At 56.4% G+C, this 24,674-nt stretch carries 25 protein-coding genes, 2 pseudogenes and 1 riboswitch; of the genes and pseudogenes, 21 read left to right on the forward strand and 6 right to left on the reverse strand.

Annotation, left to right across the window (positions count from 1 at the left end; translation table 11 throughout):
* Positions 1-37: 37 nt before the first annotated feature.
* Both ACFSO0_RS03670 and ACFSO0_RS03675 read left to right on the forward strand, forming a co-directional pair.
* The gene (locus ACFSO0_RS03670) at positions 38-217 is read left to right on the forward strand and encodes a hypothetical protein (protein WP_376876481.1); all 180 of its coding nucleotides are present in this window, start codon (positions 38-40) and stop codon (positions 215-217) included.
* Positions 148-339 (forward strand): annotated as a pseudogene (locus ACFSO0_RS03675) (hypothetical protein); the annotation flags it as partial. The gene ACFSO0_RS03670 and the pseudogene ACFSO0_RS03675, both read left to right, overlap by 70 nt.
* A 268-nt stretch (positions 340-607) precedes the next feature.
* On the opposite strand, the gene ACFSO0_RS03680 reads toward ACFSO0_RS03675, so the two are convergent.
* Positions 608-1,438, reverse strand: a complete 831-nt coding sequence (locus ACFSO0_RS03680; protein ID WP_376876484.1) for an undecaprenyl-diphosphate phosphatase — start codon at positions 1,436-1,438, stop codon at positions 608-610.
* Between the two features lie 291 nt (positions 1,439-1,729).
* On the opposite strand from ACFSO0_RS03680, the gene ACFSO0_RS03685 reads away from it, so the two are divergent.
* The gene (locus ACFSO0_RS03685) at positions 1,730-2,056 is read left to right on the forward strand and encodes a DUF1904 family protein (protein WP_376876486.1); all 327 of its coding nucleotides are present in this window, start codon (positions 1,730-1,732) and stop codon (positions 2,054-2,056) included.
* 657 nt (positions 2,057-2,713) lie between these two features.
* Here ACFSO0_RS03685 and rluF read toward each other — a convergent pair.
* Together rluF and ACFSO0_RS03695 are read right to left on the reverse strand one after the other, a co-directional pair.
* Entirely contained in the window at positions 2,714-3,400 is a 687-nt protein-coding gene (gene rluF, locus ACFSO0_RS03690) for a 23S rRNA pseudouridine(2604) synthase RluF (protein WP_376876488.1), read from the reverse strand.
* Between the two features lie 15 nt (positions 3,401-3,415).
* On the reverse strand, positions 3,416-4,060 hold the full coding sequence (locus ACFSO0_RS03695; protein ID WP_376876491.1) for an MOSC domain-containing protein: 645 nt from the start codon (positions 4,058-4,060) through the stop codon (positions 3,416-3,418).
* A gap of 132 nt (positions 4,061-4,192) precedes the next feature.
* Between ACFSO0_RS03695 and ACFSO0_RS03700 the strand changes: the two genes are divergently transcribed.
* The 7 genes from ACFSO0_RS03700 to ACFSO0_RS03730 all read left to right on the forward strand — a co-directional run bounded on the left by ACFSO0_RS03700 (position 4,193) and on the right by ACFSO0_RS03730 (position 10,878).
* Entirely contained in the window at positions 4,193-5,641 is a 1,449-nt protein-coding gene (locus ACFSO0_RS03700; protein WP_376876494.1) for a nicotinate phosphoribosyltransferase, read from the forward strand.
* Between the two features lie 159 nt (positions 5,642-5,800).
* Positions 5,801-6,724, forward strand: a complete 924-nt coding sequence (gene metA / locus ACFSO0_RS03705) for a homoserine O-acetyltransferase MetA (protein WP_376876497.1) — start codon at positions 5,801-5,803, stop codon at positions 6,722-6,724.
* A gap of 92 nt (positions 6,725-6,816) precedes the next feature.
* Positions 6,817-7,446, forward strand: coding sequence for a hypothetical protein (locus tag ACFSO0_RS03710; RefSeq protein WP_376876500.1), 630 nt, complete (start codon positions 6,817-6,819; stop codon positions 7,444-7,446).
* A 106-nt stretch (positions 7,447-7,552) separates the two neighbouring features.
* Positions 7,553-8,689: an Ig-like domain-containing protein gene (locus ACFSO0_RS03715; RefSeq protein WP_376876503.1), complete on the forward strand. Its 1,137-nt coding sequence runs from the start codon at positions 7,553-7,555 to the stop codon at positions 8,687-8,689.
* A 141-nt stretch (positions 8,690-8,830) separates the two neighbouring features.
* Positions 8,831-9,715 (forward strand): LysR family transcriptional regulator, encoded by an 885-nt coding sequence (locus ACFSO0_RS03720; protein WP_376876506.1) that lies wholly within the window; start codon positions 8,831-8,833, stop codon positions 9,713-9,715.
* A 97-nt stretch (positions 9,716-9,812) separates the two neighbouring features.
* A complete protein-coding gene (locus ACFSO0_RS03725; RefSeq protein WP_376876509.1) occupies positions 9,813-10,202 on the forward strand; it encodes a CidA/LrgA family protein in 390 nt (129 codons plus the stop codon).
* Positions 10,180-10,878, forward strand: a complete 699-nt coding sequence (locus ACFSO0_RS03730; protein ID WP_376876512.1) for an LrgB family protein — start codon at positions 10,180-10,182, stop codon at positions 10,876-10,878. The genes ACFSO0_RS03725 and ACFSO0_RS03730 overlap by 23 nt, the downstream gene beginning before the upstream one ends.
* A 156-nt stretch (positions 10,879-11,034) precedes the next feature.
* On the opposite strand, the gene ACFSO0_RS03735 is transcribed toward ACFSO0_RS03730, so the two are convergent.
* Entirely contained in the window at positions 11,035-11,682 is a 648-nt protein-coding gene (locus ACFSO0_RS03735; RefSeq protein ID WP_376876515.1) for a hypothetical protein, read from the reverse strand.
* Between the two features lie 287 nt (positions 11,683-11,969).
* On the opposite strand from ACFSO0_RS03735, the gene ACFSO0_RS03740 reads away from it, so the two are divergent.
* Positions 11,970-12,794 carry a protein-glutamine gamma-glutamyltransferase gene (locus ACFSO0_RS03740; protein WP_376876518.1) on the forward strand — a complete coding sequence of 275 codons (825 nt, stop codon included), beginning with the start codon at positions 11,970-11,972 and terminating at the stop codon, positions 12,792-12,794.
* A 100-nt stretch (positions 12,795-12,894) separates the two neighbouring features.
* Here the strand turns inward: ACFSO0_RS03740 and solA are convergent, their stop codons facing one another.
* Complete coding sequence (solA, locus tag ACFSO0_RS03745; protein WP_376876521.1) at positions 12,895-14,031, reverse strand: N-methyl-L-tryptophan oxidase; 1,137 nt, start codon at positions 14,029-14,031, stop codon at positions 12,895-12,897.
* A 190-nt stretch (positions 14,032-14,221) separates the two neighbouring features.
* Here solA and ACFSO0_RS03750 point away from each other — a divergent pair, with 190 nt between their 5' ends.
* The 5 genes and pseudogenes from ACFSO0_RS03750 to ACFSO0_RS03770 all read left to right on the forward strand — a co-directional run bounded on the left by ACFSO0_RS03750 (position 14,222) and on the right by ACFSO0_RS03770 (position 18,177).
* Positions 14,222-14,821, forward strand: a complete 600-nt coding sequence (locus ACFSO0_RS03750; RefSeq protein WP_376876524.1) for a flavin reductase family protein — start codon at positions 14,222-14,224, stop codon at positions 14,819-14,821.
* Positions 14,822-14,975: 154 nt separating this feature from the next.
* Positions 14,976-15,785 (forward strand): flagellar motor stator protein MotA, encoded by an 810-nt coding sequence (gene motA, locus ACFSO0_RS03755; RefSeq protein ID WP_376876527.1) that lies wholly within the window; start codon positions 14,976-14,978, stop codon positions 15,783-15,785.
* Positions 15,778-16,590, forward strand: a complete 813-nt coding sequence (motB, locus tag ACFSO0_RS03760; RefSeq protein WP_376876530.1) for a flagellar motor protein MotB — start codon at positions 15,778-15,780, stop codon at positions 16,588-16,590. Before motA ends, motB begins: the two co-directional genes overlap by 8 nt.
* A gap of 230 nt (positions 16,591-16,820) precedes the next feature.
* Positions 16,821-17,225 (forward strand): annotated as a pseudogene (locus tag ACFSO0_RS03765) (GNAT family N-acetyltransferase); the annotation flags it as partial.
* Positions 17,226-17,367: 142 nt separating this feature from the next.
* Positions 17,368-18,177: an alpha/beta hydrolase gene (locus tag ACFSO0_RS03770; protein WP_376876533.1), complete on the forward strand. Its 810-nt coding sequence runs from the start codon at positions 17,368-17,370 to the stop codon at positions 18,175-18,177.
* Positions 18,178-18,228: 51 nt separating this feature from the next.
* Here the strand turns inward: ACFSO0_RS03770 and ACFSO0_RS03775 are convergent, their stop codons facing one another.
* A complete protein-coding gene (locus ACFSO0_RS03775; RefSeq protein ID WP_376876536.1) occupies positions 18,229-18,690 on the reverse strand; it encodes a low molecular weight protein-tyrosine-phosphatase in 462 nt (153 codons plus the stop codon).
* A 91-nt stretch (positions 18,691-18,781) separates the two neighbouring features.
* On the opposite strand from ACFSO0_RS03775, the gene atoS reads away from it, so the two are divergent.
* From atoS to ACFSO0_RS03800, 5 genes are all read left to right on the forward strand, one after another.
* Entirely contained in the window at positions 18,782-20,611 is a 1,830-nt protein-coding gene (gene atoS / locus ACFSO0_RS03780) for a two-component system sensor histidine kinase AtoS (protein ID WP_376876539.1), read from the forward strand.
* Positions 20,604-22,001 (forward strand): sigma-54-dependent transcriptional regulator, encoded by a 1,398-nt coding sequence (locus ACFSO0_RS03785; RefSeq protein WP_376876542.1) that lies wholly within the window; start codon positions 20,604-20,606, stop codon positions 21,999-22,001. The genes atoS and ACFSO0_RS03785 overlap by 8 nt, the downstream gene beginning before the upstream one ends.
* Before the next feature lie 260 nt (positions 22,002-22,261).
* Positions 22,262-23,590 (forward strand): TIGR00366 family protein, encoded by a 1,329-nt coding sequence (locus tag ACFSO0_RS03790; RefSeq protein ID WP_376876545.1) that lies wholly within the window; start codon positions 22,262-22,264, stop codon positions 23,588-23,590.
* A gap of 86 nt (positions 23,591-23,676) precedes the next feature.
* Positions 23,677-23,777: riboswitch (guanidine-I (ykkC/yxkD leader) on the forward strand.
* Between the two features lie 104 nt (positions 23,778-23,881).
* Positions 23,882-24,250 carry a DMT family transporter gene (locus tag ACFSO0_RS03795; RefSeq protein WP_376876548.1) on the forward strand — a complete coding sequence of 123 codons (369 nt, stop codon included), beginning with the start codon at positions 23,882-23,884 and terminating at the stop codon, positions 24,248-24,250.
* Positions 24,232-24,546 carry a DMT family transporter gene (locus ACFSO0_RS03800; protein WP_376876551.1) on the forward strand — a complete coding sequence of 105 codons (315 nt, stop codon included), beginning with the start codon at positions 24,232-24,234 and terminating at the stop codon, positions 24,544-24,546. The genes ACFSO0_RS03795 and ACFSO0_RS03800 overlap by 19 nt, the downstream gene beginning before the upstream one ends.
* Positions 24,547-24,674 lie beyond the last annotated feature (128 nt).

Below are 24,674 nucleotides of genomic sequence, written 5' to 3' on the forward strand. Positions count from 1 at the left end.
CAGGCGAGCAAAAACGGGCAGGAGAAAAAAACAGACGTTGACAACGGGACGGCTGGTGCAAATTGTCGGTTTTTACGCGGTGCTGACCGTCGCGCTCTATCTGGTCAACATCGTCTGGATCAACAAGTTGTTCGGAGGGGCGTTTCTGGCGGAGCGTCTGGCGGAGTGGGGAGCCTGTTTAGCCTTGGCGTCTTGTACTCTTTTCTCGACTACTTGAACCGCCTGTTCCAGCCGATCACGCAGATCGTCAACCAGCTCGCCCTGCTGGAGCAGGCGCGGGTCGCGGCGGAGCGGGTGTTTGAACTGCTCGACGAGGAAGGGGTTGCCGTCGACCGTGAATCTGCTGTTCCGCTTGAGACGAAGCGGGTCTGGCAGGGGGATTGGCGCGGGAGCCGGGTTCGTCCGGATGGCCCGACAGATCCGCCAAGGCCCCGGTTCTGCCCGGAAGGCCCGGCTGCTCTGCCGCGCTCCTGCATATCTTTTGTCTGAAATGAAAAGAGCTGCCTTCCTTTATGAAACGGTTCCTCTTTGTTCCATACGGCGAACAAGGGGACAGTTCATCCAGGGCAGGCAGCTCTTGTTTTGGCAGGGCAGCAACGCCGCTTCCCTACATGACGAGCAGGTAGAGGATTACCGCGAGGACAATGCGGTACAGGGCGAACGGCACCAGCTTGATCTTGTTGATCAGCTTCAGGAAGAAGCGAATCGCCAGCAGGGCGAAGACGAACGCGCTGATGAAGCCGACGATGAAAAACGGCAGCGTGTCAGCGGTGATGTACTGCCAGTGCTTCAGCAAGGACAGGAAGCTCGCCCCCGCCATGATCGGCACGGCCATAATAAAGGTAAAGTCAGAGGCGGCGCGGTGGCTCAGTCCGAGCAGGACACCGCCGGAAATGGTCGAGCCGGAACGGGAAAAGCCGGGCCACAGGGAAATGCACTGGAACAGCCCGATCAGCAGCGCCTGCTTGTACGTAATCTGGTCCACGCTCGCGGCTTTCGGCCTGGCGGGACGGAACCAGTCGGCGGCGATCATCAGGAGCGCTCCTGCCACGAGGCCGATCAGGACGGTGTTGATGGAAAACAAATACTCGTCGATGTAATCGTTGAACAGAACGCCCAGCACGCCGGCCGGCAAGAGCCCGACGATCACCTGCGACAGACGGAGCTTGTGCCCGGGTCCGTTGCCGTCCGGCGAAATTTTTTTCAGGCCGAACATGCTCAGGAAACGGTCTCGAAAGACGATGACAGCAGCCAGAATCGAACCGAGCTGGATGACGACCTTGAACGTATTGGCGACCTCGGGAGAAAACAGTGCTTTTGAATGCAGCAGCGTATCGTCCACGATAATCATATGCCCGGTGGATGAGACGGGCGCGAATTCCGTGAGTCCTTCTACAAGTCCCAACACAAACGCCACGAAGATTTGCCAAAGATCCATTGGTTACTCACCTTTCCAAAAACGCCACGTTAGTTCGGGCGTACGTGTTTAATAGAAGTTGTCCCTATTCAATGTAATACAAAAGACGGGAAATAGTAAGCCTTTTCCTTGCTGACGGTACGGACACAAAGGGAAGTACGTTTCACCAGCCGAACGGGATACAGGTCTGCCGGAAAAAAGACGAGAACGAGGAAACGACGGGGGCAGGAAAGAGACTACTCATGAGCCAGCGAGCCATGTATGATGAGAGCATGCATGTTTCTACCAAACGCAAAAAGGAGAAAAGCAATTATGCCACAATTACTCGTACGAGGTATTCAGGCAGAACAAATGGCGACGATCAGCGAGCCGCTGCTCGAAGAACTGGCCGCTCTTTGCGGCTGCGGAACGGACAATTTCACGATTGAGTGTCTGCACACGACAGGCGTCTTTGGCGGAAAAGTGGTAGAGTCGTATCCGTTCATCCAGGTAGGCTGGTTCGAGCGCGGCCAAAAGACCCGCGACCAGTTTGCCCGGATCGTCACCAGGCACGTCCAGTCGCTCGGCATCCCCGAGGTGGAAATGGTCTTTATCGCCTTCCAAAAGGAAAGCTACTACGCAAACGGCAAACATTATTAGACAGAAGCGGGCGTATCCGCGCTGTCGATTTCCCGGGAAAGCGTGATTGTTTTTCGACAGGGAGAAGGCGGGCCAGTCCACGCTTGTGCGAGCGGGGGCTGGTTTTTTAATGAACATAATCCTCAAGGGGAAACATCGCTGGAGCTATCTGTCGGAAGTCTAAGAGTCGGAATATCTTCTCTAGGATAAAGATCCCGGATGAACGCAATGGTTTGTCCGGAGCTGTCGCGGGATTTTCAGCAGGAGCCTTGATATGTCCGGATATTTGCGTCATACCGCCCATCGACAACCGGAAAAACGAGCATCTTTTCTTGCGAGGTCTAGGGTTGATCGATCATTGTGTGGTAAGTGTCCACTTTTCCAAGTGGAAAGAAGAAAACAACTTGCGAAAGGCGCTGGCTCTAACCAATGTCTCCGTTGGTTACGGATTGGATGACGATTCGGGCATTTACTTGAAAAACCAGGTTGTTTCGGAAACCGCAGGGCAAGTCTATTTTTACAGAAACGGATCGGCAGTTGAATAGAGGCAGCGGCAGCCAGAGACTTTTTCAGCTCATGGCTGCCGCTGCCTTTTTCATTCGATCAGTCTGCCGTTGACTTGAGCCATACCTGTTTCCGATTCAGCCGCTAAAAGTCGGCACAACAATTCTGTTTCGTCTACAGACTCTTGTTCAACTCCGCCAGCTCTTCCCGGGTCAGGTCCCGCCACTGCCCGACCTTGAGGCTGCCCAGCTGGATGTTCATGATCCGCACGCGCTTCAGCTGGCGCACCTGATAGCCGAACACCTGGCACATCCGCCTGATCTGCCGGTTGAGCCCTTGCGTGAGGATGATCTTGAACACGCGGTCATCGATTTTCGTGACCTTGCACGGCTTGGTGACGGTGCCAAGGATGCGGACGCCGCCGGACATGCCCTGGACGAATTGCGGGGTGATCGGCTTGTCGACCGTGACGATGTACTCTTTTTCGTGGTTGTTTTCCGCCCGCAAGATTTTGTTGACGATGTCGCCGTCGTTGGTCAGCAGAATCAGCCCCTGGGAGTCCTTGTCCAGGCGGCCGATCGGGAAAATGCGCTCCGGGTGGCCGACGAAGTCGATAATATTCCCTTTGACGTGCCGCTCCGTCGTGCACGTGATGCCGACCGGCTTGTTTAAGGCGATGTAGACGGACTTTTTCTTCGGCCCGACAGGTTGTCCGTCGATGCGCACATCGTCGCCCTGTTCGGCCGTGCTGCCCAGCTCTGCCAGCTTTCCGTTGATCGTCACCCGTTTGGCCTCGATCAGCTTGTCCGCTTCCCGGCGCGAGCAAAAGCCGGTTTCACTGATGTACTTGTTGATTCGCATGGAACGTTCCTTTCATCATTTCTGCTGTTTTTCGAGCAGTAATTTGCGCCATTTCAATGCCAGCTCCTCCACCTCGAGCATCCGCCGCAGCACGTCCGGGTCCGGAGATGTCTCATGAAAGTACAGATGGTGTACCGAGGCGACGCTCACCTGCGCGGGATGGGCGGACAACTGGACGATGGGAGAGTCCGGACGGATCGTGCCCTCCTGCAGAACGCGGAAAAAGTAGCCGGTGTACCCGGTGGCGATGATTTTTTTCAGCAGCTGGTTGTTTTGATTGCGTTTATTGATTTTGGCACAAGGATAGCGGCCTTGCGAGACTTGCAGGATCGCATCCCCGAATTGATAGATGTCGCCGATGCAGACCGCGTCTTCGCGCATGCCGATAGCCGTCACGTTTTCCCCGAAGGCCGATTTTTCCAGCGGTTGGCCAAATTCCTGCTCCCAATGGGCATAATGTTCAAAAGGGTAGAGACAGACGACGCGGTCGGGACCGCCGTGGTATTCGGGGGCGGCCACCTCGTCCCCGTCGATCTGCTGCATGCGGACGTGCAGCTCATCTGTCTGCTCTTTCCAGATGGCTGAGCGATATTCTTGCCCATTGTACAGCCTGTTTTTGGGCAAGCCTTTGCTGACGTATACGATGCTTCTCTCCGCCACGTTTAACCTCTCCCCACATGTGTACTTCCTACATACTATAACAAATTCCCACCTGTTACCACTGACCGCAGGGACAGCAAATGGCAACTCTGGTATGATGGGGGAAAGGCAGATACAGGAGGCTTACGTACCATGCAATCTTCAGGTGTGGTGTTACACACGGATAAATATCAAATCAATATGATGTACGCCCATTGGGTCAACGGGACGCACAATCGCAAGGCGGTCTTTGAAGCCTTTTTCCGCAAGCTTCCCTTTGGCAACGGATACGCTGTTGCGGCGGGCCTGGAGCGGATCGTCGCTTACATTACCAACCTGCGCTTTGAAGAGAGCGATCTGGACTATTTGCGCGAGCAGGAGGAAAACTACGACCCTGCCTTTCTGGAAGAGCTGCGCAACCTGCGCTTTACCGGCACGCTGTATTCGGTAAAGGAAGGCACGCTCGTCTTTCCGAACGAACCGCTTATCCGCGTCGAAGGCCGCATGATGGAAGCTCAGTTGGTCGAGACCGCGCTGTTGAACTACATGAACTACCAGACGCTGATCGCGACCAAGGCGTCCCGTATCAAAAACGTGGCAGGCTCCGACATTCTCATGGAATTCGGCACGCGGCGTGCCCAGGAGGCAGACGCGGCGCTGTGGGGCACGCGGGCGGCCTATCTGGCGGGCTTCGATGCGACCTCCAACATGCTGGCGGGGAAAATGTTCAACATCCCGACGAAAGGGACGCACGCCCACTCCTGGGTGCAGAGCTTCGACAGCGAGGAGGAGGCGTTCGAGCGATTCGCGCACGCGCTCCCCGACCAGGTGACGCTGCTCGTGGACACGTACGATACCTTGAACAGCGGCGTGCCCCATGCGATTGCGCTCGGCAAGCGGCTGGAGGCGGAGGGCAAGCGGCTGTCTGCCGTTCGTCTGGACAGCGGCGACCTCGCGTACTTGTCGATCAAGACGAGGGAGATGCTGGACAAGGCCGGGCTGACGTACGTCAAGATCGTCGCGTCCAACGACCTCGACGAGCACACCATCCTGAGCCTCAAAGTGCAGGGAGCGCGAGTGGACAGCTGGGGCGTCGGAACGCAGCTGATTACCGCGGCGGACCAGCCGACGCTGGGCGGCGTCTACAAGCTGGTGGCGCGGGAGGGGGCAGACGGGAAGTACATGCCGACCATCAAAATATCGGGCAATCCGGAGAAGGTGACCAATCCGGGGATCAAGGACATGTACCGGCTGATCGATCCCGAGACGAACAAGGCGATCGCGGACTACCTCTGCTTCCCTCGCGAGGAGCAGGCAAAGGCGGGAGCACCGCTGCACCTCTTTATTCCCAGCCTGCCGTACCTGAACAAGCAGCTGGTAAAATACCGCGCAGAGCCGCTGCTCGTCCCGGTTTTTGTCGACGGCAAGCTCGTCTACGACCTGCCTTCGCTCGAAGAAATCCGCGCCTACCATCGGAAGCAGCTGGAGCTGTTCTGGCCGGAGTATTTGCGGATGCTCAACCCGGAGCACTACCGCCTGTACATGAGCGACGAAGTCTGGGAAACGAAAAACCGTCTGATCAGGGAGCATATGAAAAAATAGCCGTATCGGCAACGCCCCCACGAGGCAGCAACCAGTGGATGGGCGTTGCTTTTTTTGACTCCAGCCATTATCCTAGCAGGTAAGTATGAAATACTGTCGAATTAGTCGGATTAATGTTTGTCTGCTTGCTCGAAGCAAGTCGGGAAGGGGGATTTTACAATGCCAATCAAATTGCCGGACGAGTTGCCAGCTACCGAAATACTGGAGCGAGAAAATATTTTTGTGATGAAAGAGAGCAGGGCGTTTACCCAGGACATCCGGCCGCTGCGGATCGTTATTCTGAACCTGATGCCTGTCAAGCAAACGACGGAGACCCAGCTGCTGCGCCTCCTTGGGAATACTCCGCTGCAGGTGGAAATCGTGCTCCTGCACATGTCCAGCCACACTTCCAAAAACACTTCGGAAGAGCATTTGTCGATGTTCTATAAAACGTTTGCGGAAATCAGGGACGAACGCTTCGACGGCATGATCATCACGGGCGCTCCGGTCGAACAGCTCGAATTTGAAGAGGTCACATACTGGAAGGAACTGCAGGAAATCCTCGACTGGAAGATGGAAAATGTCACATCCACGCTCCATATTTGCTGGGGAGCGCAAGCAGGGCTCTACCACCACTTCGGCGTGCCGAAGCATCCGCTGCCGGCGAAGATGTTCGGAATATTCCCGCATACGCTCAACAAGGAGAACGTGAAGCTGCTGCGCGGCTTCGACAACTACTTCTACATCCCGCACTCCCGCCATACGGAAAACCGCCGGGAGGACATCGAGAAAGTGCCGGAGCTGGAAATCTGGTCGGAGTCGGAAGAAGCCGGCATTTACATCGTGGCGACCAAGGACGGGCGGCAAATTTTCGTCACGGGCCACTCGGAGTACGATCCGACGACCCTGCAGGACGAGTACCTCCGCGACATCAACAAAGGGCTGGACATTGCCGTGCCGCGCAATTACTATCCGAAGGACGACCCGAGCCGCGAACCGATCGTCAGGTGGCGCGCGCATGCGAACCTGCTGTTCTCTAACTGGCTGAACTACTACGTCTACCAGGAGACGCCATACGAGCTGAATCCTGTCAAGCAGCGCTGAAAGCCATATCGCCACCCGATCCAAGCGGGTGGTTTTTTCATCATGCAGATAAGAATGTCTATGTGCTGATCCGGCGCAAGTGCAAGAAAGTCTTGGCGCAGCCAGGTTTGCAAACGGTGCTGGATGCTCGTGCGCAATCTCCGGAAGTGATCGGCCAGAACCCTCAGCGGCACCATTTATCAAGGCATATCATTTTGTCTTTATGTATACATTTTTTACCATATTCATCAGGAAATGAAAGGAAAGGAAGGAAAACCATTGTATTCAAGAGAGTGAACGTTTTTATTGTGTTTGTCCTGTTTCTTCTTGTCGTAGCGTGTTCCTCAAACGAATGGTCGTATCGCTTCGGGGGGAAATCCGAAAACTGGGATGTAGTTACAGAAATTACTCCAGATCCTGATAATGGTGCACGCTTTGTAGGTAAAATCAGTCATCTGTCTGAAGAACATGTTAACCTTATTAAGTATGAGGCAGCGATGACAAATACCAGCCGACGAGAAGGAAAAATAGAGAACCCTGTTTTTCATAGTGGATATATGATTTTGTTTCAAGACTTTCCAAATACAGAAAGTGCCAGAAAGAAGTTTGAAAATGGCGTAACGGAAGAAGAAATAAAACAATTTTTTGGAGATTATCCTGTTTATAAAATTACGTGGATAAACGATCAAGGAGACGAGAAAAGTGAAACGATTCCGTTGAAATTTGAAGAGCCAAAACAATGAGTTTTTTGCAGGAAAGCGCCGGCTGCGGACGGTAACCTCCCCTTCATTTCGGATCGCAAATTGCCGACATAGTAAAAAGTGGAAAAGATATGAAGGAGAGAACGACATGAAGAAAAACAGCAGGTGCGTGCGCGGGTGGCAAAAAGCAGTCCTCGCAGCCTTTTTGGCAGTCGGCGTTGCGTGGGCCGGGACAGGTGCCATGCCTGTATACGCCAAGGCGGAAGCGGCGGAGGGGGTACAAAAGAAAATCAGCAGGATCAGCGTGAACACGAAAACGGTCGCGCTGAAAAAAGCAGGGACGCAGCAGCTCGTCCTGACGGCTGTCTATACGGACAAGACGACAGAGGAAGTCACGGCCTTGGCGGAATGGAGCTCGGCAGACAGCGAGATCGCCACAGTGGAGGCGGGCCTGGTGACGGCGACAGGGACAGGCAAGACGAAGATCAAGGCGAGCTACGGTGGGAAGTCCGTCACTGTCCCGGTCGAGATTGAAGTCATCGGGAAGCTGACCGTCGACCAGAAAAAAATCGCGCTAACCAGCAAAGCGACCAAGCAAATCACGGCTACCGCCACGTATTCGGACAAGACGACGGCGTCCGTTACAGACGAGGCAAAGTGGCTGTCGGCAAACAAGGATGTTGTCACAGTGGAAAAAGGGCTCGTCACCGCAGTCGGCCCGGGGAAAACAAAGGTGACCGTCTCCTGCGGCGGCAAAACAGTGAGTATCCCGGTGGAAGTGGATGTCATCGCCAAGCTGCAGCTGGATGCCAAAAAAGTGTACGTGCATCCGGGGAAAACCCAGACGCTGAAGCTGTCCGCCTTCCTGTCCAACGGCGAACGAATCGATGCCACGGCATTGGCCGAATGGTCGAGCAGCGATGAGAAGGTCGTCACGGTGGCGGCTGGTGTCGTGACGGGAGTGGGCTTTGGAAAAGCGAAGATCACGGCCAAGTACGCAGGCAAGACGGTCACCATCCCCGTGGAGGCGGCTGTCGTGTCCAGCCTGGAGACCGATGCAAGATCCGTCACGCTGAAAGTGGGCGAGACGAAGGACGTGAAGGCGACCGTGACGTACACCGACGAGACCAAAGCAGAAGTGACCAGCGAAGCGGATTGGACCTCGGTGAACCAAAAGGTGGCGACAGTCGAGGCGGGCAAGATCACGGCGGTGAAAGCAGGCAAGACGACTGTCATCGCTACGTATAACGGAAAGCTGGTCAACGTGCAAGTAACGGTGAAGTAACCGGCACGCTTATCGGGAAAAGCGCAGAGACTGCCTGTTGGGGGCGGTCTTTTTGCTTGCACGAGTGCGCCTTCCTCTGGCCGCTGTGGTAATCTGTAAAAAAAGACCGGACGAACGGTTGGGATTTGACGGAGGCTTTTCATGGAAATCAGGCAGCTGCAATATTTTGTGGAAGTGGCAAAGCAAAAGAGCTTTACCCGTGCAGCACAAACCTTGCACGTCTCGCAGCCGTCCATCAGCAAAATGATAAAAGCGCTGGAGGAGGAGCTGGGCGTCGCATTGCTCGACCGGGCGGAGCGGAAAATGGAGCTGACCGATGCGGGAGAGCTGGTTTTCGATCACGCGAAAAAGGTGCTCCAGCTGCTGGACAGTCTGTCCTCGTCAATCGGGGAAATTCGCAACGTGGAGCGCGGACGGGTGAAAATGGGCATGATGCCGACGGTGGGATCGTTCCTCTTGCCGAACGTCATCGCGCTGTTCAAGAAACATTACCCCGGCATCGAAATCGAGATGAAGGAGTACAGCGCCAAGCTGCTGGAAATCCAGGTGGAGCAGGGCAGCATCGACGTCGGACTGACCGTGCTGCCGGCGGACACGGATAAGTTCGCAGCGGTCCCGTTGCAGGCAGAAGACCTGGTCGCCATCGTCCACCGGGAGCACTGGCTCGCCGACCGCCAGTCCGTGAATCTGGCAGAGCTGCGGGATGAGGCATTTATTTTGTTTACGGAGGAGTATGCCATCCACGACGTGGTCAAGCAGGCATGTCTGCGCTCCGGCTTTGAACCGCAGGTGGCCTACATGAGCTCGCTGTGGGATTTCGTCGGGGAGCTGGTGGCGACGCAGCTGGGGATCTCGCTCGTACCCCGCTCCATCGTGCGCCGCCTGAACAACAGCGAGCTGCGCACGGTGGACATCTCCCATCCGGTGATCGACTGGCAGTACGCCCTCATCTATCGGAAGGACCGTTATTTGTCGCACGCGGCACGGGCGTTTATCGCTTTTGCCAAAGAGCATCTGGGGCTATAACCAATCGGAATGGATTTTATGATCTTTATGTATTGTACGAATAGTATCGTGACCAGCTAGAATAAACCTACCAACTAGGGAATTCGGGGTGGTCAGGATGAAATCATGGTTTTTGGCGTTGCCGCAGGTGCTGCTGCTGCTCGTGTTTGCGTGGGTGGGAAAATGGCTTGCCCAGGCATGGCAGCTGCCTGTTCCCGGCAGTCTGATCGGCATGGGCTTGCTGTTCCTCTGCCTGCATCGCGGCTGGATTCGCCTGCGCTGGGTTGAGGCGGGCGCTGCGCTGCTGTTCTCGCAGATGATTTTGTTTTTCGTCCCGGCCATTACAGGCATCATGCAATATCCGTGGCTGCTCGGGATCAAAGGGTTGCTCGTGCTGATCGTCGTCGTGAGCGGGTCGGCGTTCGTGATGATTTCAACAGGCGCCGTTGCTGAACGGCTGTTCAATCTGGGTGAGGTGAAACGGCGTGACTCTGTGGAACATGGGTAGTCTTCTCGTGACCGTTCTCTTTTTTGCGGCTGCCAAACGGTTAAATCGCAAATGGCCGAGCTTGCTGTTATCCCCTGCGATCGTTGCGCCTTTGGGGGTGATTGCCCTGCTGCTCGCGACGGATACCCCCTATTCCGCTTATCAGGAAGGGACGGGTCTGTTGAGCGAGATGCTGGGGGCTGTCACCGTCGCCTTTGCCATCCCGCTTTACCGCAACTGGCCGATTCTCGTCTCGCACTGGCGGATGATCGTAGGCAGCCTCGCCACCGGTTCGCTGATCGCCATCCTCGCCGGAGTCTCGACGACCATGCTGCTCGGTCTGGGGCAAGAAGCGGCGATCAGCGTCATTCCGCGCTCCATTACATTGCCGATCGCGGTCGGGCTGTCGGAGTCCATCGGCGGCATTTCGAGCCTGACGGCGCTGTTCGTGATGCTGACCAGCTTTGCCGGCGTCTTCTGGGCACCGGTCCTCATCCGGCGAATGAGGCTGCGCCATCCAGTGTCCATCGGCCTGATGTACGGCATGGGCGCACATGTGCTCGGCATGGCAAAGGCGATGGAGCAGGGCGAACTGGAAGGCAGCAGCGCGACGCTCGCCGTTATCGCCGGGGCAGTCATGACAGTAGCATGGGCGTTTCTGCTCCTGCCGGTCATTTTGTCTTGGATGGGGGTATAAGGGGCTGACAGGAAGAGTGGCACCGCAAAATGCCGCCGTGCAGACCTTCTGCCGTAACAAAAAATGACACCGAGATCAGGAATCCGGTGTCATTTTTTAGCGTTTGATAATCGACTCTGGAATGGTAAAATCCTACGAAGGCAGATCTGGGTATCTTTACTTTGATGCGAGAATGGAGTTTATTTTATCTAAACTTTGATTGATTTTATTGAATGAACGATTCAATTGTATCGTATAGCTATCGCTATCTCGATTGAACTTGCTTGATTGAGCTTGGTCCAATACTGACATGTTCAAACGCAGCACCGACAATTCGTTTTGGACTTTTTGTATAGTCTGTTTAGCGGTAAAAGAAATTCGTTGCTCGTGTTGCTCTGCCAGTGGTTCGAGAACCCGTTCACTTACCTCTTGGATCGTTTTACGAAGTTTAGATATGATGAAATTAAGTTCTTCTGCATCTTTTTGTTTAATCAGTTCATCGCGGATGGACAAGTCTAAATTTTTCAAAGTGACCATACGTCCTGGTTCGTATGGATAGGTATGTTCCCATAATTTTATGGCACCTACAGTTTGTTCGAGATAACCGAAAGTTGAGACGTCGTCTGGATTGTATTTGCGAAGTAGTCCATCAATGACTGAAATGTAGGTGTACTCATTGGAAATTTGAACAAAATAGTTTATTTCTGCATCCGACAAGAGCATATCTCGATAGGTTGTATCACTTTCACTCAACGTATTATGGGAACAACCAGAGAGGAAAACGAGACTGAAAACAAGTGTCAAACTTGTAATGGTTGCCTTCATTGTTACCTCCTGCATGAAGTTTCAATCATTTATTATACTGTTATACATGACAAAATACATTATAACCGCCCTTGTTCCCGAGTCTGAAGCATGTATCGCTGAAAAAAAGCCCGCGTTCAAGCAGGTTGAAATATGAGTGAACGATCCCGTCTGGCTACCAGGCGGGATTTTTGCATTGCGCCAAAAGCTCCCCGGAAAGGTTTGAGGCAGCCCGGTTTTCCGGTCTCACATCGCGCTGGACCTGTGCATAGACATATTCGTAATGGAGTGCGAGAAGGGGGATACCCATGATTCTGATTGCCGGAACGCAGGTCAACCCGTCTTCGCTGGCGTCGAGCTGGAGATTGAACGCGGTGCAGACCGAGATAGTCGAGAAGATGGCGCGCAGCCCGGAGACCTTTGACTATCCGACACCGGAGATGCTGCAGTTTGAATTGAAGATGCGGGATCATTTGGTGAGATCGGCCAGGGCGCTCAACACAAGCGGGCTCGCTTTTTCTACTTTTGAGGATTCGCGCTGCAACGAGGCGTACTGGCACCGGACGGAGCTGGGCGGGTTCCGGCTGCGCAGCGGCGTCCTGCCCTCGCAAGGCATCATCGACATCTTCCGGAACGGCCATCTGTATGCGACAGAATGTGCCACCGCGATGGTGATTATCATGTACCACGCTGCGCTGCGGTCGATCAGGCAAGCGGATTTTGAACGGATGTTCGCCGATATTTTGCTCTACGACTGGCGCTATGACAAGGACCTTGACTTGCAGACGGCGGTTACGGGCACGTTTTTGCCAGGCGACATCCTTTACTTTGCCAACCCGGACTACAACCCGGCAAAGCCGTGGTGGCAGGGAGAGAACGCGGTGGATCTGGGGAGAGGGCTGTATTACGGGCACGGTGCCGGAATCAAGACCGCAGAGGAACTGATCGACTTCCTGAACGGGGAGAGAATCAGGGGAGCGACGCGATCTGCCTTTCTCGTCCGGCAAGCCACCAGGCCCGGCTTTGCCTACCTGTCGGCGTTCAACGATAATCCGCCCGGAATGTCAGGGCGCATGCAAGGCGTGAGCGCACGCATTTTTGCCAGGGCCGGATCTTCGCGCTGGGAGGGATGAGCAGAAAAAACGGCTTGCCAGGCTACGGCGCAGCCGAAGCCATCGCTGTGCAAAAAAGCAGCCTCGCGCCTATGGTTGCGGCAGCGAGGCTGTTTTCCGTTCAGTCGCAAAAACGCCTGAGAGAGAACATGGACAGATCGTACGTGGACGAGCCGCGGGTGAGCAGTTCGCTGGCGGCTTCTCCGACCGCGCTGGCAAATTTGAAGCCGTGGCCGGAAAATCCCGCGGCGATCACGATCTGCGGATAGTCCGGATGGCGGTCGATGATGAAATGCTCGTCCGGCGTCATCGTGTAGATGCACACGCGGCCTTGGCGCAGCGGCCCTGCTGCCTGCGGCATGTACGTCTCCAGAAAGGCGCGGACATCGCCCTCATCGGACAGGAAGGCACCGAATGTCCGCTCCAACTGATCGGGGTCGATCTCGATTCCTCCGTCGTGCCTGCCGATCTTGACACCCGCCTGATCGATGCTCGGAAATCCGTAGTACATAGACTCTTCCAGATTGAAAATAAATGCGGGGAACCGGTCTGCGCTGTACAGTTCCTCGTCTGCTCCGAACCAGGCGACGGTTTTGCGGGTCGGGACGAGCGGCAGCTTCAGGCCGAGAGAAGCGAGCAGGGCGGGATTCCACGCACCGGCGCTAAGCAGCAGCCTCTCCCCGCGATAGGTGCCGCTCGCTGTATGGACGATGACCCCTGCGCCGTCCGGAGAGAGGCTGGTCACGGGCGTGTTGGTCAGCAGCCGGGCACCAGCGGCAAGCGCCTGCTCGCGGTAGGAGGTGATGCATGCTTCCGCATAAAGGACACCAGAGGAAGGTTCCAGGCAGGCGTAATAATCGTCCGGCAGCAGAATGCCGGGCCAGCGCTTGTTGACCTCTGCCGCCTGCAATACTTCCAGAGGGAGGGAATACGCCCTGGCGCTCTCCCGCAGCTCCTGCAGGAAGGGGCAGTCTGTCGGCCCTGCGCTGAGCACGCCTGTCTGCTCGAACAGTTTGGTCCCGGCAGCCTTCTGCAACTCAAGCCACAGCTCTTGGGCGCGCAAGACGAGCGGAACGTACTGCTTGCCTTCCCCGTAGGCGTGGCGGATGATGCGGGTGTCGCCGTGGTGGCTGCCCATCGTGTGCGGCGGGTCCCAGGCATCCAGCATGAGGGTGCGCACGCCCTGCTTCGCCAGATAGTAACCGGCAGCCATGCCCATCGATCCTGCTCCGGCAATGATGACATCGTAGTGCTCCATACGTATCCCCCCAATAGTGATCGTAAGCATATAGAAATAATTATGTTTATTATCCTGCAAGAGCATCAGGAAATCGAGATGTGCTTTTCGGATTTTTGCAAAGCGTACAGGCATACTTCGATGCAGACGGAAATGTTGGCAAGGTAGAATGGCTGGGAAAACGCCACTCGTTTGCAAAGGAGAATGCGCTATGGCACATGTCACGATTCAGCCGAAAATATTGTACTACGGAGCGCCAGTCGTATTGCTGTCGACAGAAAACCCGGACGGCTCCACCAATATCACGCCGCTTTCCTCTTCCTGGGCGCTCGGCCAATCGGTCGTGCTCGGCCTGGGGGTAGGCTCGCAGGGCTTTGCGAATCTGTGCGAGCGTGCGGAATGTGTCATCAACCTGCCGGATGCGGGGATGTGGCGCAAGGTCGAGGCGCTTGCTTCCCTGACCGGACTCTTCCCCGTCCCGCCATACAAAGAGCAGCTCGGGTTTCGCTGGGAAAAGGACAAGTTCGCTGCCGCATCCCTCACGCCAATGAAATCGGTATCGGTCCGCCCTGAGCGCATCGCCGAATGTCCTCTCCAGCTCGAAGCAGTCGTCAGGCAGATCATTCGCTCGGAAGGGGAGGGGGGATTTGCCATCGTGGAGACAGATGTGCGGCATGTGCATGCGGAAGAGCGCATCGTCATCGGCGATCGCTACGTCAGCCCCCGGGACTGGAATCCGCTCATCTACAATTTCCGCCATTATTTCGGACTCGGCGCGGAATTGGGCAAGACATTCCGCTCGGAGACGTGAGGCAGTCAGTCCAAGTCTGCTCTTTGCGGGCGAGGATCGCGGGCTTTTCGGAAAAGAGTTCCTCTTTTCCCCCAACTTACTCTCACAATCCGGGCGAAATTTACCGAAACCATATAGTAGACAGATTTCGATTATGGAAGTAGGGAGTGTCACGATGGAAAAGTCGACCTTGATAGGTATCGCACTAGGTGTTGTCGCATTAATTGTCGGGATGATTTTGAAGCACGCCAGTCCCTCTGCATTGATTAACCCGGCTGCATTCATGATTATTATCGTAGGGACGACTGCCTCTATTTTCAACGCGTTTCCGTTGTCGGAAGTCAAAAGGATTCCCGCCCTTTTCAAGGTTGTGTTTACCGAGCAGAAGCTGCCCAACAAGCGCGAGCTGATCGGCCAGTTTATGAACTGGGCATCCATCGCCCGTCGTGAAGGTTTGCTCGCTCTTGAAAACACCTCCGACGAGATTGAAGATCCTTTTTTGCGGAACGGCATGAAGATGATTATCGACGGTGGAGAGCCTGACTTCGTACGGGATGTATTGAACGAGGAAATCCACGCTATCGAAGAACGCCACCAGGCAGGAGCACTGGTATTCAGTCAGGCGGGCAGCTATGCGCCGACCCTTGGGGTACTGGGCGCCGTAGTCGGGCTGATCGCTGCGCTTGGCAACTTGAGCGACACAGATGTGCTGGGCATATCCATCGCGGCTGCGTTCGTCGCTACCTTGCTCGGTATTTTTACGGGATACGTGTTGTGGCACCCTTTTGCGAACAAGTTGAAACGAAAATCCAAGCAGGAAATCGAGATCAAAAAGATCATGGTGGAAGGTCTTCTTTCCATCCAGGCCGGGGTTTCTCCGGCAGCGATCGAACAAAAGCTGCTCGTGTACATTCCGTACAAAGAGCGTGTCGAGGCGAAGGAAGAAGAGAAGAAGGAGGAAGGAGCTGCAGTAGCCAATGGCTAAGCGATCCAAACGACATTCCGGGCATGAAGAGCACATGGACGAGACTTGGCTGGTGCCCTACTCTGATCTGCTCACCTTGCTGCTTGCTCTGTTCATCGTCCTGTTTGCCTCCAGCGAGATGGATGCGAAAAAGTTCGATCAGATGGTGAAGTCATTCAGCGTGGCGTTAAATGGCGGGACAGGCGTCCTGAACCAGCCGAGCCCGGTGCCGCTCGATCCGGTCATGGCCCAGCAGACGATCCACAAAGGCGCGCAGGAAGCGGAAGAGCCGAAGACCGAAGAGGAGAAAAAGCTGGAGGAAGCCGTGCGCAAAGAGACGCAGGACTTGAAAAACCTGCAGTCGCAGCTGGAAGGCTACATACAGAAAAACAAACTGCAGGACAAGCTCCAGACCAGGATGACGGAAGAAGGGCTGCTCATTACGATCCTCGACAATGCGCTGTTCGACTCCGGAAAGGCCGATCTCAAGCCAGAAGCGCGGAAACTCGCGACGGAGATGGCAGCGATGCTCGTTCCCCATCCGAAAAAGGTCACCGTAACCGGACACACGGACAACGTACCGATCCATCGGGCCGATTTTCCGTCCAACTGGGATTTGAGCGCGAAACGTGCGGTTAATTTCCTCAAAGTATTGCTGGAAAACCCGAAACTCAATCCGACCAAATTCAGCGCTACCGGGATGGGCGAATACCACCCGGTCGCATCCAACGCGACGGCGGAAGGCCGAGCGAAAAACAGGCGGGTAGAAGTCGCAATCTTGCGCGATCTGGCTTCTCCGCCGAAGAATACGATAACAACTCCATAAACAAGAGGGATAGCCCGGCGGGTGCTATCCCTTTCCTGTATCGAGCCGAATGGAGAGCGCATCGCTTGAAGACATTCATTCGCGTTACGGGGTGGAAGGGGAAAAAGAAAAGGAGTGGCGAAGTGGCGGATCAAAAATTCGATTATCCAGCATTAGAAACAGGGAGAATACATCTGCGGATTCTCACCTTTCAGGACGCTGAAGCCGTATAGAAACACTTCTCTCAAGAAGCTGTCACAAGGTTTATGGACATTGAACCGTGCAAGGATGTAAAAGAGGCCGAAGAAATCATCAGGTTTCACATACTGGATGCAGGCTGTCGTTGGGGGCTGTTTGATAAGGAGACGCAAGAACTTATCGGTACCTGTGGATTTCATTGTCTAAGACAAACGGGGGAAGGATTTACAGCAGAAGTAGGGTTTGATCTATCCAGACAATACTGGGGAAAAGGGTTCATGCATGAAGCAATGAAAGCGGTGGTTCCGTTCGGCTTTTTCCATTTGGGACTGACCATGATGGATGCCACAGTTGATCCGGCGAATCACCGATCACAAAAATTGCTGGAGAAACTGGGATTTACGCGAGAGCCGGAACAAAGGGAGGGATTGCTCTATTTTTATAAAAAGCGCGAGTGATCCCCAGACGATCGGAATGCGGAGTCGTAGCGGCCTCCTGTCCTGACCTGTCATCTTTCTTGACAAAAGCCCGGCCATCCAGCATAATGTACATAACAAAGTAAACTACTCGGATTACTGAAAATAAATGAGGTGTGTTCAAATGGAACGGACTTTGTACATTCCAAGCGGGGACATCAACCTGGCGGCTACCCTGCATGTACCGGACGAAACGGGGGACCGTGCTCCCGCAAAGCATCCGCTTGTCATCATCTGCCATGGCTTCATCGGCAGCCGCATCGGGGTCGACCGTTTGTTTGTCAAGGCCGCCAGAGAACTGACCGCCAGCGGATTTGCCGTGCTGCGCTTTGACTACGGGGGATGCGGCGAGAGCGGCGGCGATTACGGGGCAGGGGGGCTTGACGTCCTGCTCACCCAGACGCGCGACGTTCTCGACTACGCGTTTCGTCTGGACCAGATCGATCCCGAGCGCGTCAGCCTCATCGGCCACAGCCTGGGCGGTGCCGTCGCCATGCTGACGGCGAGCCAGGACAAGCGGATTTCCTCGCTCGTGCTCTGGGCCGCAGTCGCCCGGCCGTACGACGACATCGTCCGCATCGTGGGCGAAAAAGAGTACCAGGAAGCCTTGCTGCTCGGCAGAACGGACCATCACGGCTACCTGCTCCAGGACCGCTTCTTCCAGTCGCTGAGCGGTGCGCTCCCGCTTCGCCAGGCCAAGCAGTACGAGGGAGAAGTCCTGCTCTTGCACGGCAACCGGGACGACGTCATCTCGGTCGACGCGATGTTCCATTACGAACGGGAGCTTCGCTTGCGCCGGAGAGGCAGCTGCGAGACCGAGATCATCATCGGCGGGGACCATACCTTCTCCTCTGCTGACAGCTACCAGCGGCTGATCGGCAGCACCGTCAAATGGCTGCGGGACCAGACAGAGTTTGCGACCGTAGCCGTGTAAACACGCGACCAGGCAAAAGCATGCAAAAAGGGATAGCCACCGGGCGAGGGGCTATCCCTTTTGCTTTTGAATATGCGCCAGAAGCCCGCGGCAGCCGTCCTCGACGAGTTCGTAGACGTAGGCAAAGCGACCGGTGTAGTACGGGTCTTCCACGTTTTGCTCCTTGGCCGCCGAGGCGAAATCGAGCAGCCGGTACACCTTTTTGCCGGCGGGAGCCATTCGCTGCAGAGCGGACAGGTTTTCCTCATCCATGCAAACGACGTAGTCGAAGGCGGCAAAATCGTCGGGCGTGATCTGGCGGGCGCGCAAGGTGTCGTGGGCGATGCCCTTCTCGTTCAGGATCTTTTGCGTCCCCGCGTGCGGGCGTTCCCCTGCGTGCCAGCCGCCAATCCCGGCCGAGTCGATGGAGATTTCTGCGGCCAAGCCCTCCTGTTCGACGAGATGGCGAAAGACCGCTTCCGCCATCGGAGACCGGCAGATGTTTCCGAGACAGACAAATAATACGCGAGTCATGATCGTGCTCCTTTTTTGTTAGCCAGGTAATAGTTCGTGTTCTCTATGATAGAATAACATAGATGCGGTAAGGAAGAGCGAGGAATGAACAGTGAAAGCCAACTTTTATCGGATACGACTGATCGCTTCGGTGGTGGCGGTGACGATCCTGCCGATTTTGATTACAGGGCTGGTGCTGCTGCATGCGGCTGAGCAAGCCCTGCTGGAGGAAAAAAAGCAAAAGCTGATCGCCATTACGCAGCAGCTTGATTTCGCGCTGCCCAAAGATTACGACGACCTGGCCCGGAGGCTCGGCGTGCAGGAAGCGTCGCGGGCGCAAAAAATCGCGTATTTGAACCAGGCGCTGCAACCGCTTACAGACCGGATCGCGGCCGAGCATCCCGGGGTTGGTGTCGGGTACTACGCCGCCGATCTGGATGCCATCGTCACCTACGGGCCCAGCCAGGAATTGAAGTTCCATGTCGGCGAATCGATCTCCCCTGACCATCTCGGGCGGCTCGTGATGGAGAGCGGCAAGCCCGAGGTCGCCATCGGGCAGCAGGTGCGGGGCAACATCATGAACGCGATGTACCCGCTGAAGCGGGACGGGAAGACCATCGGCTATACGTGGGCGAACGAGCTGATGAGCAATATTGACGTGCAGCTCGCTGGAATGCGCAGAATCATTTACCTCATCTCGGGAATCGGCTGCCTGATCGCGGCGGGAGCCAGCGGTCTGATGGTCCACCGGCTGGAGGCGCTGCTGGAGGAAATCAAGGCGGGCCTGCGGGCGATCAGTCTGGACCTGTCCTTTCGCATGAGACGGCTGGCCGGGGAGCCGGGGGAAATCTTCCAGGCGATCAACAAAATGGCAGGAGACCTGCAGGCGAGCCGGACGCATACGGAGACGATCATGCAAAGCATGGACAGCGGCGTACTTGCCCTGGACGACCAGGGCAGGGTCACTTCCTGGAACGAGGCTGCCGCCAAAATAACGGGATGGCCCGCCGAACAGGTCATGGGGCGGATGTACACGGACGTATTTGCACAGAGCCCGTCATTCGTTGATCTGCTGACGGAGACGCTCCGGCACGGACAGACGATCCGGGATGCGGAGTGGGAATACGTCCATCCGGAGACGGGGCGGCGGTATGTGAAGGTCGCAACGTCCATCTGGATGAGCCCGACGGAACAGGTGCTGGGGGTGATCGTGGTGCTCGACGAACGGACGCAGTGGAAACGGATGGAGCTGCGGCTTGCCCAGGCGGAACGGCTGGCTGTGATCGGCGAGTGGGCTGCCAGCATCGCTCACGAGGTGCGCAATCCGCTTACGTCGATCAAGGCGTTTGCCCAGATTATCGAGGAAGATTTGCCGCAGGAGCACGCCAGCCGGGAGTACACGGAGATCATCGTGGAGGAAGTGGAGCGGCTGAACCGGTTCGCGGACGAACTGCTGCTCTTTACCCGGCCCAATGAGGAAGCCCACGTCCCGATCCACGTCTGGGACGTCATCAATCAGACCGTGATGCTGGTCGAGCGGAGCGCCGCCGCCAAAGGCATTTCAGTGGAGCGCTGCTACGGCGACCATGCCCCGTACGTCCTTGCTTCGCCTGACTTGTTGAAGCAGGTGTTCCTGAATATTTTGATGAATGCGATCCAGGCGATGCCAAACGGCGGGATTGTGCAAATTCAGACGGAGATGGACGGCGATCAGGCGTGCGTGCACGTGACGAACGAAGGCGAGCCGATTGCAGAAGAGCATCTGCTCTCCGTGTTTGAGCCGTTCTATACGACGAAGCCGTCAGGGGCAGGGCTTGGACTGGCTATTTCCCAGAGGATCGTGCATGCCTACGGCGGCCATATTACTGCGCAAAATGTTCCGGGGGGCGTCCGGTTTACCGTGGCGCTGCCGGGCAGGTGGGAGGAGGAAGACGATGAATAGACGTATTCTGTTGGTCGACGATGAAGCCAATGTGAGAAAGGCGTTGTCCACGAGCTTGCGCAAGGCGGGCTACGAGACGAAAGAAGCGGCGAGCGGAGCGGAGGCGCTGGCCCAGCTGGACGACTACCAGCCGCAGGTGATGCTGCTTGATTTGCGCATGCCGGAGTTGGACGGGATGGAGACGCTGCGCCGTCTGAAGCAGCGCAAGGGGCCGATTCCCAGCGTGGTCATGATGACTGCGTACGGTTCCGCCAACGACGTGATGGAAGCGATGCGGCTCGGTGCGTACGACTACGTGCAAAAGCCGTTTGACCTCGCACAGGTCAAGCAGGTGGTAGGAAAAGCCTTGCAGCAGCCCGAAGCAGGCGGAGACGAAGACGGCAGCGTGCACCCCGCCCAGGAGGAGCAGCCGGACGACGCGGGATTTCTGGTTGGACTCAGCCCGGCGATGCAAGAGGTGTACAAGCTGGTAGGCAAAGTCAGCATGTCAAAGGCAACGGTGCTGATTCAGGGCGAGAGCGGGACAGGCAAGGAGCTGATCGCGAGGGCGATCCATCTGAACAGCCCGCGCAAGGATCGGCCGCTGATTCCCGTCAACTGCGGGGCCATCCCGGAAAAGCTGCTGGAGAGCGAGCTGTTCGGGTATGAGCGGGGGGCCTTTACGGGAGCAGTCGGACGGAAGCAGGGGCTGTTTGAAGCGGCCGACGGAGGGACGCTGTTCCTCGACGAAGTGGGGGAGCTGACGCCTCCGCTGCAAGTCAAGCTGCTGCGCGTCTTGCAGGAGCGGACGATTGTCAGGCTCGGGGGAGTGGAGCCCATCCCAGTCGACGTGCGCATCATCGCCGCGACCAACCGCGATCTGCGGGAGCGCATCCGCCAGCAGCTGTTCCGCGAAGATTTGTATTACCGGCTGAACGTCGTCCCGATCCAGATGCCGCCGCTGCGCGACCGCAGGGAAGATATTCCTTTGCTCATCCGGCACTTTTTGCACAAATACGGGCGGGAGACGGGCAAGGAGGGCTGCTACCTGTCGCCGGCGGCAGTGGATGTGCTGAACAACTATCATTGGCCCGGCAATGTGCGGCAGCTGGAAAACGCGATCGAGCGGGCGGTCGTGCTGGCAAGCGGCCCGGCGATTCTGCCTGAGCACATTCAGGCGTACCTGGAGGAGACGTGCCAGGAGGGAGCGGACGGACAGGATACATTCGGCGTGCGCCTGGAGGACCGGCCGATGAAGGACATCCTCCAGGAGGTCGAAAAGGAAGCGATCACGCGCGCGCTCCAGCGGGAAAAAGGAAACCGTCAGCGCACGTCCAGGCGGCTGGGCATTTCGCGCAGCGCGCTGCTGTACAAGATGGACATGTACGGGATCGACGTATCGGAAGAATGAAGAAGAAGTGTGTAAAAAGTAGGCGGAAGGTTTACTTTTTACACACTTTTTGTTCGTTCAGGCACGTACAAGCCGCTGTGCGGGACAAGTACCGCGTGCAGCCAAGGCAGCTCCAGAACACTTTCCACTGCCCGTTTTCCCGGCGTTTTGCGCGAGCGGACAGAACCGGCCAATGGCGTCATGGTGCGTCGGCGAAGCGGTTGGCACGATTCTTGTAGGTGTTGGAGGGGTATCCGCACATAGAAGCAAGGAGGACAATTATGAAAGCGTTATCACGTTTTTTCTCGACCCTGGTGCAAAAGTATTTGCCCGATCCGTTCGTATTCGCTCTCATTCTCACGATCATTTTGTTTGCATCCGGTCTCATCTTTACCGATCACGGCCCGATCGAGATGGTCCAATTTTGGGGAAATGGCTTCTGGAATCTGCTCGCATTTGCCATGCAGATGGCCCTCGTCCTGGTAACCGGACACGCTTTGGCAAGCTCTCCGCTCGTCAGCAGAGGCTTGACCCGGCTCGCCGGCATCGCCAAAACACCGACCCAAGGCGTCATTCTCGTCACCCTGGGCTCCGCCATCGCCTGTCTGCTCAACTGGGGCTTTGGCCTGATCGTTGGAGCGCTGTTTGCCAAAGAAGTGGCGAAGCGCGTGAAAGGCTCTGACTACCGTTTCCTGATCGCCTGTGCGTACATCGGCTTTCTGACCTGGCACGGCGGTCTCTCCGGCTCCGTTCCGCTGACTGCGGCTACCGCTGGCAATCCGATGGAAAAAACGGTCGGTCTGATCCCGCTGACCGATACGATCTTTTCGGGCTACAACCTGTTCATTACTGTTGCCCTGCTGATCGCTCTGCCGATCATGACCCGCCTGATGATGCCGACCGGCAAAGAAGTGGTGGAAATCGACCCGCAGCTGTTCGCCAAAGAGGAAGTCGCAGCGACTGCCGTCAATGCAGCGCCCTCTGAAAAAACGTTTGCGACCGTCGTGGAAAACAGCCGGATTTTGACGCTCATCATCTGCGCGCTCGGTTACGCATTCCTGATCTACTACTTTGCAAACAAAGGCTTCAAAGTCGACATCAACACCGTCAACCTGCTCTTCTTCATCACGGGTCTGCTGCTGCACGGAACGCCGCTCTCGTACATGAAAGCAGTTGGAAACGCTGCCAAAGGGACGGCTGGAATTTTGATCCAGTTCCCGTTCTACGCAGGGATTCAAGGCATGATGGAACAGTCTGGCCTGGGCGGGATGATGACCAACGCCTTCATCTCCATTTCCACGCCGGAGACGTTCCCGTTCCTCGCCTTCCTCAGCTCCGGCTTCGTGAACTTCTTCGTTCCGTCCGGCGGCGGACACTGGGTCGTCCAAGGTCCGTTCATCATGCCGGCGGCACAGCAGCTGGGCGTGGACAGCGGTATTGCGGCCATGGCAATTGCCTACGGGGAAGCGTGGATGAACATGGCGCAGCCGTTCTGGGCGCTGCCGGCACTCGCGATCGCGGGCTTGGGCGTGCGCGACATCATGGGCTACTGCGTGACTACCCTGCTGGTATCCGGCGTCATCTTCGCCATCGGGCTGTCCTTTTTCTAGGCAGTCGTCCAGCAGCTTCCATTGAACGGCCAGAGCAAATGTGCTAAGGTAAACCAATCAGTCAGAAAACAAACCCAATTTCATACCGCAGTGTTTTCTAGGGTTCCGCGGATGGTCAGCATCCGGTCTGGTCCGAGAGAAAACCCACGGCGCAGCCGTGTCACGGAGGGACAAAAGCCCGGGAGAATAGCGAAATGTTATTCGACCGCGGCTTTTTTTCTTTGCGTCGCGGGCGATGCGCCGCCGATGGGTGCGGGGCAGGATGCGGGTATAGAGAGGAGAGCATGAACGATGGGGAGACACTGGCTTCTGGTCGTGGTTGCAGCCTTGTTCGAGTTCGCATGGGTGGCGGGGCTGAAGTATGGGAACAATTGGATGGAGTGGATTTTGACCGCGCTCGCCATTTTGGCCAGCTTTGTCGTGCTGATCTACTCCGGGAAAAAGCTGCCGACGAGCACCGTGTACGCCGTGTTCGTGGGGCTGGGGACGGCGGGGACGGTTATCGTCGAGATGGTGTGGTTCGGCGAGCCGTTCAGTTGGGTCAAAATCGGCTGGATCGCGCTGCTCTTGGCGGGCATCATCGGCTTGAAGCTGGCGACGCGTGAGCCAGACCGGATACCGCAAGAGGAGGGGGAAGCGGCATGGCATGGGTCGCGCTGATTTTGGCCGGCTGCTGTGAAGTGATCGGCGTCACCGGGATTACGCTGGTCAACCAAAAGCCGTCGCTTCGCTCCTGGCTCGTGCTGGCAGGAGGCTTTACCCTTAGCTTTCTGCTGCTTTCCGTAGCGATGCGGGAAATCGCGATGGGGACAGCCTACGCCGTCTGGACCGGGATCGGCACTGTCGGCGGCACCCTGGTCGGGATGCTGGTGCACGGCGAGCCGCGGGACAAACTGCGCATCGTCTGCATCGCGCTGGTCATCGTCTCGGTGGTCGGCCTCAAGCTCGTTTCCTGACAGCGGAAACCGGCAGGAGGGAGGCTTCCTCCATGCCTGCCATTTTCAATGCTTCTCTTTTGCGACAAGCGATAGAAGGCTCAGCGCCCCCTTCCGATACCTGAGCGGCTGGAAGGGGGCGCTGTGTT

It is taken from the genome of Brevibacillus sp. GCM10020057 (assembly GCF_042683565.1).
Taxonomy (GTDB): domain Bacteria; phylum Bacillota; class Bacilli; order Brevibacillales; family Brevibacillaceae; genus Brevibacillus.